The following is a 14790-nucleotide window of genomic DNA, read 5'->3' as shown; positions in this document are numbered from 1 at the left end:
GAGGATGGATATCGCGTATGTACGCAGAGGGGAATGGCTTGAGCTGGATGCCGGAACGCTCGCCTTATCCGCCGGAGCCGGGCCGATCGAAGCCGGCAGTCACTCGCATGAGGTGCGAAAGTGGCTGCTGGCTTGTTCCGTATTCCCGGACAAATGGATCAATCGCCTCTACTCCGTCGGGGGCATCAAAATGACGGAAGGAGGGCGGATCGCCTTGCTGGCATTCCCAAAGGCGGATGAACGGCAATCGCTCCTCTATGTCGCGGCTGGCAAGGAACCGGATCTGATCGTGCCTCCGGTTTTGTACGAAGACGACTTCTGCCTTGTGCTGGACAAGCCGGCGGGGATGTCCGTGCACGGGTCGCATCCGGGGCAAGCCGGAACGCTTGACGTAGCGGCCGCTAAACATATGCTCGCGCAAGGCGACAATCTCCCTGTCCGCCATATTCACCGGCTTGACGACGACACATCCGGTCCCATGCTGTATTCCAAAAACGATCTCGCTCAGCATCGTCTCGACGAGGCGATGCGGGAGAAGGTGATCGACCGGATCTATATCGCGGTCGTCCACGGACGTCTCCGCAAGCCTGCCGGCATCATTGATGCGCCTATCGGCAAGGATCGCCATCATAAGTCCAGGCGGATCGTTACGCCTGGCGGGGATGAGGCGGTTACGCGTTATGAACGGCTGAGCGTTTCGGACGCCATCTCCATTGCCAGAGTGGAGCTCGAGACGGGCAGGACGCATCAGATCCGCGTCCATATGAGCCATCTTGGGCATCCGCTGATCGGCGACTCGCTGTATGGGGGAAGGGAGGCGGGAGGCTACTCTCTCGGGCATCAGGCTCTTCATGGAGAGAAGCTGCTGTTCCCCCACCCCCTTACCGGTGCGCGGGTTGAGGCGGATTCGCCTTGGCCGGCGTGGCTCGCGAGGCTGTTAAACGGGTAACAGGTTTGTCCATGCCAAGTTTCCTGTCTTCCAATTCTTGTTGGCTATTGAAAAAAGACAGTCATGCTCCCGCTTGCAAGGCCATATAGATAAGTAGTGTATGTGCCATTAGACCAAGCATTCAGTATGAGAAGGGAGGACTTTGGCGTGTCGAATCAGAGCAACGGTTTACGATTTGACGTGTATGAGCGCGTGCATCTTCCGGATGACGTCGCGGCGATAGACGAGTTGGAGGAGATAGAGCTGGTTCCCCGCATCCAGGTCATTGATCAGGGGGACCAAGCCGTCCTGAAGGGACAATTACTGCTAAGCGGAGTCTATCGGGGACAAAACGCGATCGCGGGACCGCTGACGCTGGAGCATTGGATCCCGGTGGAAATCTCGCTGCCGATGAACCGCGTGTCGCGGCTTGACGACATCTCGATGGAGATCGACAACTTCGACGTGGATTTGATATCCGCGCGTACGCTTAACGTGACGGGCGTATTATCGCTCAGAGGCATCTTGGTTGATCCAATCGAAGAACAGTCCGCGCAGCCTTGGGAGGAAGAACCCTTTACGGCGTCGCATGAACGCGAGGCGGGCTTCCAGCAAGAAGGAGACGACAACGGCATACAAACCGTTCAGACGTATGGTGTCGGGTCGTACGGCAACGTCGATGAGACGGCGGACGGAGAAGCGTCGCAGATCTGGTTCCAGCAGCAACAGCAGCTTCGCGAGCAGCAAGAGGCGCAGCTCTGGGCCCAGCAACAGCAGCAGCAACAACAGCAACAGCTTCGCGAGCAGCAAGAGGCGCAGCTCTGGGCTCAGCAACAACAGCAGCAGCAGCAACAGCAGCTTCGCGAGCAGCAAGAGGCACAGCTCTGGGCTCAGCAACAGCAGCAACAGGATCAGGAACAGCTTCGCGAGCAGCAAGAAGCGCAGTTCTGGGCTCAGCAACAGCAGCAAGAGACAGCTCAGCAAAACTTTCAAGACCGACAGCAGCAGGAGTGGAATCAGAACGACATCACGCCGCCGTCATTTCAGGCTGAGCAGAACGAGCAAGGCTACATAGCGGGCGAGCAGGCGAAAGCATGGACGGAGGACGGGCAGCGGGAGATTACGATCGCGTCCCAGCAAGGGGGAAGCGACAGCTGGCTGCAATGGAGCGCTCTTGCGGGATCCGGTCAGAACAACGTAGATAACCAGCAAACGGTCCAGTCCCAAGAAGAGCTTGCTTCTGTAGCGCAGCCTTGGACAACCGATGCGGCGAACGCCTCATACGTTCAACAAGAAGTCGTCCGTCCCGAAGACGAGAATGTTTTTCCTTCGGCAGATGAGGCGGCAACTGACATGTATGCCGCCGAATCCGAAGAAGATACCGGCATACGGCAGGAGCTTGAAGAATCTTCGGAGGATGTTGGCGAAGCTCAACAAGAGCAGGATGCGCGCAGACAGCAAGAAGTTCAGATCGCTTTCGCCAGCAAGTCGCCGTCGGGCAGCGGAGAAGAACGACCCGATGTGGGCTTCCGAGCAATTCTGCAATCGAGTCAGCGCGAGCAAGCGGCTCGCGAGGCGGCGGAACAATACAATCAAGAGCAGCAGGCACAGCAAGAAGGCTCGCGGACGGTTGCTGTCGAGGAAGAGATTGAATGGAAGAAGCTATTCCTCAGCAAGGCCGAGGGCAACGAGTTCCGCAAGATCAGGATGTGTATCGTCCAGAAGGAAGAGACGCTGGAGCAGATCGCGATGCGCTACAGCATGAATCCGCGGGAGATTCTGAATCATAACGGCTTGCATGAATCGGCGATCGAGGAAGGGCAACTGCTCTATATCCCTTAGTACGTCCGCCGTCCCAAGCCCAGGCAAAGCCTTCAGGCTCGCTCATGAAGCGGGATTTGGGGGCTTTTGTCGTGTGTACGAAAAATCATACACAATCGCCCTGAGATGGCGGTATCGAGGCACACGAGCTCGTTTATTCTACTCGTGTACTTGACACCCTGGTTGACTCCGTCCGTTAACAAATGTATGATAGAGCATATGTATGTATAAGTGCGAGTTCAAAAAGCTGGTTTTTTTTGAACAACCTTTATAAGAGAGACCTTGAAGGGGAGTAGTACGCAGTAGGCCTTCAGAGAGCAGAACCGTTACGCTGTGAGGTTCTGCAGGATTGGACTGCATACGGGTCGCCCCTGAGTCGCCGCGCTCAACGCGGAAGGTGGCAAGACAATTGTCACGGTTCCCGCCCAAGCCCGGCCGGCCGCAGCCGTTATCTGCTCCAAGTGCCGCGCGTGCAAGCGCTGCGGAACAAAGGTGGTACCACGGAAGCTAACCTTTCGTCCTTTACGGGACGAAAGGTTTTTTTGATTTTCAAGAGATACAGGAAAGTATAGTTTTTCTTCCTACTTGACCTCTATTTCTCGAAATGAAACGCGCTGCGCCGCCAAAGGAATGGCGACAGCCGATTCACCTTGGATTTATGTATTATTTATGTATTATATCTTGTTGCATGAATTTGCGCAGAAGAATGAATGGAGATGACACGATGTCTGACATGGAGAACAAATCGGCAATGCCCACGACGTACGACCCCAAATCTGCGGAGCAGAAGTGGTATTCGTATTGGGTGGAGGGCAATTATTTTCAAGCGGGAAAGAGGCCGGAGGCAGAGCCGTACACGATTGTCATCCCGCCGCCTAACGTTACGGGCATGCTGCATATCGGGCATGCGCTCGATTTCACGCTGCAGGATATATTGATTCGCACAAAGCGGATGCAGGGCTATGACGCCTTGTGGCTGCCGGGTACGGACCATGCGGGGATCGCCACGCAAACGAAGGTGGAGCAGAAGCTCCGCGAGCAGGGCTTGACGCGCCACGATCTGGGCCGCGAAGCTTTTCTGGAGAAGGTCTGGGAGTGGAAGGGACAATACGCGGACACGATCCGCGCGCAATGGGCGAAGATGGGGCTGTCGCTTGACTATTCCAGGGAGCGGTTCACGTTGGACGAAGGACTGTCCAAAGCTGTACGCGAGGTGTTCGTCCGCCTCTACGAGAAAGGCCTGATCTATCGCGGCAAAAAGATCATTAACTGGGATCCTGCAGCCCGCACGGCCTTATCCGACATCGAGGTCGAATACAAGGAATTGAACGGCCATCTCTACCATCTGAGATATCCGCTAAAGGACGGCTCCGGCTTTATCACGGTCGCGACGACGCGTCCGGAGACGATGCTCGGCGATACCGCGGTAGCGGTTAATCCGTCGGATGAACGTTACAGCCATCTGATCGGCGCCACGATCGTATTGCCGGTGCTTGGCAGGGAAATTCCGATCATCGCCGACGAATATGTCGAGAAGGAATTCGGCTCCGGAGCCGTAAAGATCACGCCTGCGCATGACCCTAACGACTTCGAGGTCGGCGAGCGTCACGGTCTGCCTCAGATTATCGTCATGGATGAATCCGGCGTCATGAATGCGGAGGCGGGTCCTTATCAGGGGCTTGATCGCTTCGAATGCCGCAAGCAGCTCGTGAAGGATCTGCAGGAGCAAGGCGTCTGCATCGAGATCGAGGACCACGTGCACCAGGTTGGCCATAGCGAACGCAGCGGCGCTGTGGTCGAGCCTTACTTGTCGACGCAATGGTTTGTGGCGATGAAGCCGCTCGCGGAAGCGGCCATCGCAGCGCAGAAGTCGGGCAAAGGCGTTCAATTCGTGCCGGAACGCTTCGAGAAGACGTACTTGAACTGGATCGAGAACGTACGCGACTGGTGTATTTCCCGTCAGCTATGGTGGGGGCACCGCATTCCGGCATGGTACGATGACGCGACGGGCGACATTCACGTGTCCCGCGAAGATATGGAAGGCGATCACCTGCGTCAGGACAACGATGTGCTGGATACGTGGTTCAGCTCGGCGCTGTGGCCGTTCTCAACGCTGGGGTGGCCGGATCAGACCGGCGATCTGCAACGTTTCTACCCGACGAGCGTGCTTGTAACGGGTTACGATATTATTTATTTCTGGGTGGCTCGCATGATCTTTACCGCCCTGGAATTCACGGACGAGATGCCGTTTAAGGACGTGCTTATGCATGGTCTCGTGCGCGACAAGGATGGCCAGAAGATGTCCAAGTCGCTCGGCAACGGCGTCGATCCGCTTGAGGTCATCGAGCAATACGGAGCCGATGCGATGCGCTTTATGATCTCTACCGGCAGCACGCCTGGACAGGATCTGAAATTCCGCTTCGAGAAGGTGGAGCAGGCCCGCAATTTCGCAAACAAGATCTGGAACGCGTCGCGCTTCGCCCTGATGAATCTGGAAGGATTTACGGCCGCCGACATCGACATCAACGTCAAGCTGGGTACCGCAGATCGTTGGATTTTGCATCGACTTAACGAGACGGCGCGCGACGTAACGCGTTTGATCGACAGCTACGAGTTTGGCGAGACCGGCCGCGTGCTGTACAACTTTATCTGGGATGACCTCTGCGACTGGTACATCGAATTCTCCAAGCTGAGCTTGAACGGCGAAGACCAGGCTGCGCGCCGGGCGACGCAATCCGTTCTTGCGTTTGTGCTGGACCGGACGCAGCGGCTCATTCATCCGTTCATGCCGTTTATCAGCGAAGAAATATGGCAGCATCTTCCTCATGAAGGCGAGACGATTACGCTCGCGGCCTGGCCGGTATACGATGCCGCGCTTGAGGCACCGGATGCGGTCAAAGAGATGGAACTGCTCATGGAGATGATTCGTTCCGTCCGCAATATCCGCGCGGAAGTTAACGTGCCGATGAGCAAGAAGGTCGAGCTTTTGATCAAGCCTGCCGGCGAGGCGGAAGAAGGCATTCTTCGCCGCAACGAAGAATTCGTACGGCGGTTCTGCGGAACGTCGCTGCTTGAGATAGGCCGCGCGCTGGCCGCGCCGGACAAAGCGATGACGGCCATCGTAACGGGCGCGGAGCTGTATTTGCCGCTTGCCGGCCTCATCGATATCGCGCAAGAGATCTCGCGCCTCGAGAAGGAACTTAAGACGTTGATCTCCGAGGTAGAACGCGTGGAGAAGAAGCTGGGCAACGAAGGTTTCGTCGCGAAAGCTCCGGCGAAGGTGATTGAAGAAGAACGGGCTAAGATGAACGATTATGCGGAGAAACGCGATAAGGTGCTTGCACGAATCTCGGAACTGCGCGGTTAACGGACGCGATCAAGGCAAGAGGAAGAAGGGATATGCATGACTTCAGAAGGAATCAAGGGGACAGCTGCGCTGTCCTCCTATCAGGAAGCGGTAAACTGGATTACGGGACTTATCCCGTTCGGTATCCGTCCCGGCCTGGAGCGAATTGAGCTGTTAATGGAACGTCTTGGCAATCCGCATCGCAGGCTCAAATTCATTCATGTCGCGGGCACGAACGGCAAGGGCTCCACCTGCGCCTATCTGACCAGCGCGCTTATGAAAGGCGGATACGATGTCGGGACGTTTACGTCGCCGTACATTACGAAGTTCACGAACCGCTTTCAATATAACGGATCCGATATCGAAGAGGAGACGCTGCTCTCGCTCGCGAACGAACTTCGGCCGCATGTATCGGCCATCGCGGAGACGGAGCTGGGCTCGCCGACGATGTTCGAAGTGTCAACGGCGCTGGCTATTCTGTTCTACGCGAAAGTAACTTTCCCGGACTATGTCGTATGGGAGACTGGTCTCGGCGGCAGGCTTGATGTCACGAACATCGTGTATCCGGTTCTATCGATCATTACGAACATCGGCCATGACCATATGGACCGGCTTGGCGGTACGTTGACGGCCGTAGCCCGGGAGAAGGCCGGCATTATTAAGCCGGGTGTGCCCGTAGTCAGCGCAGCGACGCAGCCGGAGGTCGTCGAGGTGCTCAGACGCACGGCAGCGGAGCGCAAGTCTACTTTTTATTGTATGGGGGATCAATTTGGCGAAGTGCCGTTAGAAGTCCGCGAGGACGAGCAGTCCTTCCGGTTCGAAGGATTGTTCCGAACAATCGAGCCGCTTGCGATTACGCTCAACGGCGCGCATCAACGTACCAACGCCGCAACGGCCGTCATGGGTTTGGAAGTGCTGCGTCAATACAGCGCTCTCGTGCTGGATGACGATATGCTGCGCGAAGGGCTGCGGGAAGCGGCGTGGCCGGGCAGACTGGAGATGGTAGCCCGGGAGCCGCGTATCCTGCTGGATGGCGCTCATAATCCTGAAGGGGCGGAGATGCTCGCAGGAGCGTTGAAATCCACGTACAAATTCAATAAGCTGCATCTTATGATGGGGATGCTGGAGAATAAGAATCATCGGGATACAATTAAGCATATACTACCAATAGTGGATACGCTTATATTGACGGAACCGGATTACCGTATGCGAATGGACGCGGCGGAACTGGCCGCAATTGTCCAGGAGCTGTGCGAAGACATGCCCGAGCTCCCTCCGTTTCAGATCATCGTCGAGAAGAATTGGCAGCAAGCATTAAACAAATTACAGCAGATAACCGGGAACGAGGATCTCGGGGTCGTGACGGGGACGCTTTATTTGATAGCGGACGTACGCTCCCGCGTGATTGGCGGATCGGCTGCTGAAAAAGGGTGGTGAACCGTCTTTGAACAGTGCAGAACACGTTCATTTCATCGGAATCGGCGGTTACGGGATGAGCGCGATCGCCAGGGTCATGCTCGAGATGGGTTATAAAGTATCCGGCTCCGACGTTGCTCGCCAAGAGTTGACGGAGAAGCTGGCCGCCAAGGGGGCGGACATCTTTATCGGCCATCAGCCTGAGCATGTAAACGGTGCTGATCTCGTCGTCTATTCTACCGCGCTGACAAGCGATAATGTAGAGCGCAAGGCCGCCGAGGCGTTAAACATTCCCGTTCTACACCGCTCTCAGATGTTAGCCAGGCTGATGAATGCCGGCAAAGGTGTTGCCGTAGCGGGAGCGCATGGCAAAACGACGACATCCTCGATGATCGCGCTCGTTATGGAAACCTGCGGGATCGACCCCACTTATATCATCGGAGGCGAGATTGTCAACGTTGGCACGAATGCCAAAGCAGGCAAGGGGGAATACGTCGTAGCGGAAGCGGACGAAAGCGACGGCTCCTTCCTGCATTATCATCCCTCCATTGCGATCGTGACGAACATTGAGCCCGACCATCTGGAAAATTACGATGGCGACTTTGAGAAGCTCAAGTCGGCATACGTCCAATTTTTAAGTCAGGTAAGCGAAGGCGGCAAAGCGATAGTCTGCTCAGACGATCCCATCGTCCGGGAGCTGCTGCCAAGAGCTTGCGGGGGAGAGTTCGAATTGCCGGGGTCAGCCGTCATTACTTACGGCATAGAGGGGGATTCGGCCTATAAAGCGGAGAATATCGAGCTCGGCGATCGCAAGGTTTCCTTTGATATGAGCCTGCAAGGCGAAAGCCTTGGCAATGTCGAGCTGTCCGTGCCCGGCATTCACAACGTGTACAATGCCATGGCTACCATCATAACGTGCCTGGAAGCGGGGCTGTCGTTCGAAGCGGTTAAGGAAGCCATCAAGTCGTTCCGAGGTGCGAAGCGCAGATTTCAGGTGCTTGGCGAAGTAAACGACATTCTTGTGATCGACGATTATGCGCATCACCCTACGGAGATTCAGGCGACGATCAGCGCGGCGAAAGCGACGGGCAAGCGGATTATTGCCGTGTTCCAGCCGCAGCGCTATTCGCGAACGTTTTTCTTGTTCGAACAATTTAGCAAAGCGTTCCCCGAGGCGGATCAGGTTATCATTACGGATATCTATTCGCCGGCAGGAGAGAAGCAGATCGAAGGCGTCAGCTCCGGCAAGCTCGTAGAGCTCATTCGGAGCAATAGCAATGCCAGCGCCGAATATATCCCGACAAAGGAAGAAGTGCTGGAGACGCTCAAGGCCCGCATAGCGCCGGGAGACCTGGTCATTACGATGGGTGCCGGCGATATCTGGAAAGTAGCAGACGCGCTTGCGCGAGCATTAAACGAAAAATAGAACTTAGTCCAATAAAGAACCGTTTCCGGAGAGCGTTTAACTGCGCCGGGACGGTTCTTTTTGCCGTCTGCCCCGAAGTCTCTCGTCATAACTCTCTTAAAGCGTTCATAGACTACTAATAGACCAGGTAGAGGGAGTGATCGACATGAAACCGAACAACCGAATTACGTACCGCTTTGACGTTCAGGGAGCGCAGACCGCGAAGGACAAGCCGGAGCGCGAAAAAGTTGTCGGGGGTGAGCCCCTATCTGCGGAGTTAGACAAACATTCCGGACAAGCGCTGCATGGGAAAAATAATGTTGTACCCTTATATCAACGGAATGCTGCGAATGGTATAGGCGAGGTTCAGCCATGGAATAACGCCTATCAGGAGGATATTGGCGCGCTGGAGCAGCTCATCCGCGAGGCAGAAGCAGAAGGTGCTCAACCGCCGGTTGAACCTTCAACTCCGAATGCAGATGACCTCAGCCGTTGGCCTGCCATTGTACAGCAACCGTCGTTTTCGGAAGCAAAAAGTTCCGAGAAGCAATGGCCGGTCATTAATCCCGATGCCGAATGGATTTCGCGGGGAGGCGATAGCGGCTACCAACCATCGGTCGAGCCTTTCGGCAATCGCCAATCCCCGGTGATCATTGCCGGCGATACGCGTCGTACGGGCGGCAAAGGCCCATCCTGGCTGCATGTCTTCCTGTCTGTAAGCGGGGCGCTGGCAACCGGCGCCATATTCGGGTATTTGATACTGACTTTGTTTACGGGAGGTCCTGCTCAGCCCGACCGGGATACACAAGGCGACACCGGAATTCCGGTCGTGCAGCCGGGGACGAAGGAGACCATCGGTCTTGACGACCTGACCGGAGTACCCGTGGGAAGCAAAGAGGGCGAGGGTGGTAAGGATGGCAAAAATGGCGAGGTTGTCGATCCAGGAGCAGCAAATGCGGCAACCGTTAACGTTGCCGGTATCCAAAGGACGTATACCTTGCTGCAATACGGCGTATTCAGCAATACGGAAGGAAGGGACGCTGCGCTGGGTCAGCTGAAGGACGTCGGATTGGCAGGTTCGTCGATGAAGACCCCAGAGGGCTACCGCGTCTATGCAGGCATCGCGCTTGACGGCACGAAGGCCGCCGTCGTTACAGGAGGTTTGCCGGACATCCTGTTGTACAAAAAGGAAGTGGCTGTGCAAGGTCCGGATAAGCTGACATTCGCCGGAGGAGCGGAAAAAGCGGAAGCTTTTTTTGCCGCCACCAACGACTTGATCGGGACTTGGTCCGACCTTGTCGTTGCGCAGTTAGAGCAGCCTTCTCTGTCTAAACTGGGCAAGGCGGCGTCAGAAGGCTGGCAGGCCCAGCTGGCGCAATGGACTGCGAACGCCGCGGAGATGGAGTCTGGGCTGCCGGAGGATGTCCGCTCATCTTATTTCGTTAAGCTGAAGAAGGCAATGGATACGGCTGCCGGATCGATGAAAGCATACGACGAAAATCCTTCCAAAGCTCAGTTATGGTCCGTGCAAACGGCACTAATGGAAGCGGTCCTGGTGCAAAAAGAATGGTTTGAGTCTCCAAGCGCATTGTAAACGGAAAGTATAGTGCGTATAATGGTTATAGGTGTCATTTCGTGGCGAGGGGATTTATACGATGAAGAAAAACGGATGGATACTATTTTTGTTTATTGTGCTCGGGATGATTGCAGGGGCGCTGGTCGCAAGATGGCTGGATTCCGTGCCGGGCGTATCCTTCCTGACGAGACCGATTCAGACGACTTGGTCGCCAAACGTCGATCTTTATGTCCTAAGCTTCAACTTGTCGCTCTCGCTTCAGATTAGTCTGCTGAGCATCGCGGGTGCCGCCGTCGCCATCTGGCTATATCGCAAAATGTAAGCTGCGAATCCGGGATTATGGCACGCATAAGGAGTATGAACCTATGATCGAAAACCAACTCAACCAAGCAACGATAAGCCGGATTGTGCTGGCTTCATCGTCTCCGCGCCGGAAGGAACTGGTCGCATCTTTGGCCCTTTCCTTGCCGGTTTCTATTTTGTCTACGGACACTGACGAGACTTACGAAAAGGATTGGACGCCGGCGGAAGTCGTGGAGCGATTGAGCCTTCGCAAAGGCATCGCTGCGGAAGCCATGCTGGCGAAGCAAGAAATGCCTCTCGAGGGCACGCTGATATTGGCCGCGGACACGATCGTTGTGTTGGATGGGGCAGTGCTGGGCAAGCCTGCAAACCGTGATGAGGCGGCTGCCATGTTAACCTCCCTGCAGGGCCGCTCGCACGATGTGTATAGCGGCATCGCGCTTTTGGAGGCAGGATCGGGCAAGCGGATCGTGGCGAGTCGGCGGACCCGAGTGGCGATGAAACCTCTCTCCGAGGAAAGGATCCGACGTTATGTCGCTTCCGGCGAACCGATGGACAAGGCCGGGGCATATGGCATTCAAGGTCTTGGAGCGGCTCTGGTAGAAGGGATTGAGGGATGCTACTTCAATGTTGTTGGCCTGCCGATCTCGCTGCTGACGGACAAGCTTGAGCTATTCGGAGTTCGAACGTATTAAATCGGAAATAAGAGGATGGGATATTTATGGAAATACATGGAAATGTATTGCGTGATGTCCCCCATGAAGAACGTCCAAGAGAGCGCATGATGCGATATGGGGCAGAGGCGCTCAGCCATGCTGAGCTGCTTGCAATCTTGTTAAGAACGGGTACGAAGAAACAGTCTGCGGTACATCTGGCAGGCTCCATTCTTAAGCAATGCGGCAGCTTGCGAGGGCTGCTCGACATGAGCGTGGAGGAGATGACGGCCATTAACGGCATCGGCCCTGCGAAGGCGCTTCAGCTGCGTGCCGGCATAGAGCTCGGCAGGCGGATGATTCGAACACGGCATGAAGACATCATTACGATTCGGAAGCCCAAGGACGCGGCGGATCAGGTTATGGAGGAACTTCGATATTTGGACAAGGAGCACTTCGTTTGTCTTTTTCTGAATACGAAGAACGGCATTATTGCCCGGGAAACTTTGTCCGTCGGAACGCTTAATGCCTCGCTGGTCCATCCCCGTGAAGTGTTCCGGGCCGCAATCAAGAGGAACAGCGCATCGGTCATCTGCGCCCATAATCATCCCAGCGGCGATCCTGCGCCCAGTCCCGAGGATATCTCGCTGACCAAGCGGCTTGCGGAAGCCGGGCAGCTTGTCGGCATAGAAGTACTGGATCATATCGTCGTTGGCGATGGCCGCTTCGTAAGTTTGAAGGAGCTTGGTCATCTGTAATATAATAATAAATACGTGGAAACACATCTGCGGCATCGCGTTGTAATGGAGAAGGGAGCAGTAACAATGTTTGGTAGATTGAACAAGGATTTAGGAATCGATCTTGGTACGGCGAATACGCTTGTATTCGTTAAGGGAAAAGGAATTGTCGTGAGGGAGCCTTCCGTGGTGGCCTTGCGTACCGATACAAAAACGATCGAAGCAGTCGGCGAGGCAGCCAAAAAGATGATCGGCAGAACGCCCGGCAATATTCGCGCCGTACGTCCTATGAAGGATGGAGTAATCGCCGACTTCGAGACGACGGCAACGATGATCAAATATTTTATCCGCTCCGCTCAGAAGCAGCGGTCTCTCTTTCCGCGTCATCCCAACGTTATGGTATGCGTGCCTTCCGGCATTACGGCTGTCGAGCAGCGCGCCGTCGAGGACGCAGCGAAGCAAGCCGGCGCCAGAGAGGCTTTTACGATCGAAGAGCCGTTTGCGGCCGCGATCGGCGCCGACCTCCCGGTATGGGAACCGACGGGCTCCATGGTCGTTGATATTGGGGGCGGAACGACGGAGGTGGCCGTCATCTCTCTTGGCGGCATCGTGACGAGCCGTTCGATCCGGGTAGCCGGCGACGATATGGACGAGGCGATCATTCAATATATCAAGAGACTCTATAATCTGATGATCGGCGAGCGAACGTCGGAGCAGCTGAAGATGGAGATCGGTTCCGCCTTGCAGCTCGACAAGCCGGAGACATTGGAAATTCGCGGCCGAGACCTTGTGTCGGGATTGCCGAAGACGCTGGCGATTACATCGGACGAAATTACGGATGCGCTTATGGATACGGTCAATTCCATAGTGGAAGCCGTCAAGGTTACGCTGGAGAAGTGTCCTCCGGAGTTGTCCGCCGACATTATGGATCGCGGTATCGTTTTGACAGGCGGCGGGGCGCTGCTTCGTAATATGGACAAGCTTCTGCAGCGCGAGACGGGCATGCCGGTCATCGTGGCGGACAATCCGCTTGACTGCGTAGCGATCGGAACGGGCCGTTCGTTGGATAACATCCATTTGTTCAAGAGCAGAGGCACTTCGAATCGTTCGAAGCGCTAGGCGCTCGAGATAGAATGTACGGATATGAGACAGGCAGGTGATCGGGCTGTTTAATTTCATGAGAAATAAGCGTGTTTTTATGCTTATGATCGGATTTATTTTGTTTATCGCGATCATCGGCTTCTCGCTCAGCGATCGCAAAGAGCTCACGTGGCCGGAGAAGTTCCTTAAGGACACCTCCGGTTTCGTGCAGCAGTGGTTCTACAAGCCCGCTGGTTATATAGCGGGTTTCTTTGAGGATATCCGCGATTTCCGGATGATCTACGAAGAGAACGAGCGGCTTAAGAGTACCGTTGCCGCGTATGCGCGGGACAAGGTGGAATACAACTTTATTAAAAAGGACAATGAGCGCTACAAGGAGTTGCTTGGCTTCAGCGAGCAACAGAAACAGATGTATGATTACAACTATCTGATTGCTCAAGTCATCTCCATCAGCAATGACGCGAACAACCGGACGATGACGATTAATTTGGGATCGAAACATGGCATCGAAAAAAATATGGCTGTGACGACCGTCGACGGTTTGGTCGGGCTGGTGAGTTCCGTGACGCCTTTTACGGCGGCGATCACCCCGATCACGGAGCTTAACGAAACGTCGCCGACTTTTAATTCCATCTCCGCGACGATCGAAGGCCGCGAGAACGAATCCTTCGGCATTCTGAGCAGCTTCAACAAAGAGACGAACCGGATTTTGATGACGCGGATCGGCGAGAACGACAAGATGGAGATTGGCGATACCGTTATCACTTCCGGCCTTGGCGGCGTTTATCCAAGAGGGCTCCGAATCGGCACGGTAGAGACCAAGCAGGTCGGCGACTTTGGCTTGACCTACACGGCAAGCGTCAAGCTTGCGACCAACTTCGACCATCTGGCCGAGGTGTTCGTCGTTCAGGCTGCGAGCGCTGAGGAGAACGCTCCATGAGCATGAACCGAATCGTTGCGATTATGCTGTTGCTATTCTTTATCGAGGGCTCGCTCATGCCATGGATTATCCCGGAGGGATACGGGAGCCGGATTATACCGCACTTTATATTCGTATTCGTCTTATTTTCGGCATTGTACGGCAATCGCCATATGGCACTGTTGCTGGGAGCGGGCTTCGGCCTGCTGCAGGACGTCGTCTATTTCGGCCAGTTGCTTGGACTTAACTTTTTTGCGATGGGGATTATTGGCTATTTTACGGGCGTGCTGCTGGAGAGAAAGCGGGCGACGGTCATGATGGCGATTACGGTCATCGGCTTCGCGTGTATTTTATACGACACGGCCCTCTTTTTTATTTACCAGGTATTCCGGATTACGAGCGCATCCTATGCGTGGGCGCTGCTCAATCATATATTGCCGAGCTTGTTCCTCCAGCTGGCCTTCGCGCTGGTTTGTTATGTGCCGGTCAGACGTATGTTCGAGTCGCGCAAGGAAACGGGAGAAAACGGAGAAGAAGAATAAAGCGGGACGGAAGCAGCAGGAATTCGGGACCAGCATCCAGAAT

General features: G+C 55.2%; 12 protein-coding genes. All 12 read left to right on the top strand.

Translation table 11 applies throughout. The annotated features are described in order from the left end of the window. Positions 1-4: 4 nt before the first annotated feature. The 12 genes from B1748_RS03795 (at position 5) to mreD (ending at position 14747) form a co-directional block, all read left to right on the top strand. Complete coding sequence (locus B1748_RS03795) at positions 5-949, top strand: RluA family pseudouridine synthase (protein ID WP_087566530.1); 945 nt, start codon at positions 5-7, stop codon at positions 947-949. 147 nt (positions 950-1096) lie between these two features. After that, positions 1097-2770: a LysM peptidoglycan-binding domain-containing protein gene (locus B1748_RS36715; RefSeq protein ID WP_179215359.1), complete on the top strand. Its 1674-nt coding sequence runs from the start codon at positions 1097-1099 to the stop codon at positions 2768-2770. Between the two features lie 712 nt (positions 2771-3482). After that, positions 3483-6116, top strand: coding sequence for a valine--tRNA ligase (locus tag B1748_RS03770; protein ID WP_373271255.1), 2634 nt, complete (start codon positions 3483-3485; stop codon positions 6114-6116). Positions 6117-6152: 36 nt separating this feature from the next. Further along, a complete protein-coding gene (locus tag B1748_RS03765; protein WP_087566525.1) occupies positions 6153-7532 on the top strand; it encodes a bifunctional folylpolyglutamate synthase/dihydrofolate synthase in 1380 nt (459 codons plus the stop codon). Positions 7533-7539: 7 nt separating this feature from the next. Next, positions 7540-8937 (top strand): UDP-N-acetylmuramate--L-alanine ligase, encoded by a 1398-nt coding sequence (gene murC / locus B1748_RS03760; RefSeq protein WP_087566524.1) that lies wholly within the window; start codon positions 7540-7542, stop codon positions 8935-8937. 145 nt (positions 8938-9082) lie between these two features. Beyond that, complete coding sequence (locus B1748_RS03755) at positions 9083-10510, top strand: hypothetical protein (protein WP_087566523.1); 1428 nt, start codon at positions 9083-9085, stop codon at positions 10508-10510. 61 nt (positions 10511-10571) lie between these two features. After that, on the top strand, positions 10572-10814 hold the full coding sequence (locus tag B1748_RS03750; protein ID WP_087566522.1) for a DUF4321 domain-containing protein: 243 nt from the start codon (positions 10572-10574) through the stop codon (positions 10812-10814). 43 nt (positions 10815-10857) lie between these two features. Beyond that, positions 10858-11490: a Maf family protein gene (locus B1748_RS03745; RefSeq protein ID WP_087566521.1), complete on the top strand. Its 633-nt coding sequence runs from the start codon at positions 10858-10860 to the stop codon at positions 11488-11490. Positions 11491-11516: 26 nt separating this feature from the next. Beyond that, positions 11517-12206 (top strand): RadC family protein, encoded by a 690-nt coding sequence (gene radC / locus B1748_RS03740; protein ID WP_087566520.1) that lies wholly within the window; start codon positions 11517-11519, stop codon positions 12204-12206. 66 nt (positions 12207-12272) lie between these two features. Further along, positions 12273-13304, top strand: coding sequence for a rod shape-determining protein (locus tag B1748_RS03735; protein WP_087566519.1), 1032 nt, complete (start codon positions 12273-12275; stop codon positions 13302-13304). 58 nt (positions 13305-13362) lie between these two features. After that, positions 13363-14226 carry a rod shape-determining protein MreC gene (gene mreC / locus B1748_RS03730; protein WP_179215358.1) on the top strand — a complete coding sequence of 288 codons (864 nt, stop codon included), beginning with the start codon at positions 13363-13365 and terminating at the stop codon, positions 14224-14226. Next, positions 14223-14747 carry a rod shape-determining protein MreD gene (gene mreD, locus B1748_RS03725; RefSeq protein WP_087566518.1) on the top strand — a complete coding sequence of 175 codons (525 nt, stop codon included), beginning with the start codon at positions 14223-14225 and terminating at the stop codon, positions 14745-14747. Before mreC ends, mreD begins: the two co-directional genes overlap by 4 nt. Positions 14748-14790: the final 43 nt, after the last annotated feature.

This window comes from Paenibacillus sp. MY03 (assembly GCF_002165585.1).
GTDB classification, from domain to species: domain Bacteria; phylum Bacillota; class Bacilli; order Paenibacillales; family Paenibacillaceae; genus Pristimantibacillus; species Pristimantibacillus agaridevorans.
This window is presented reverse-complemented; position numbering and strand designations above follow the sequence as displayed.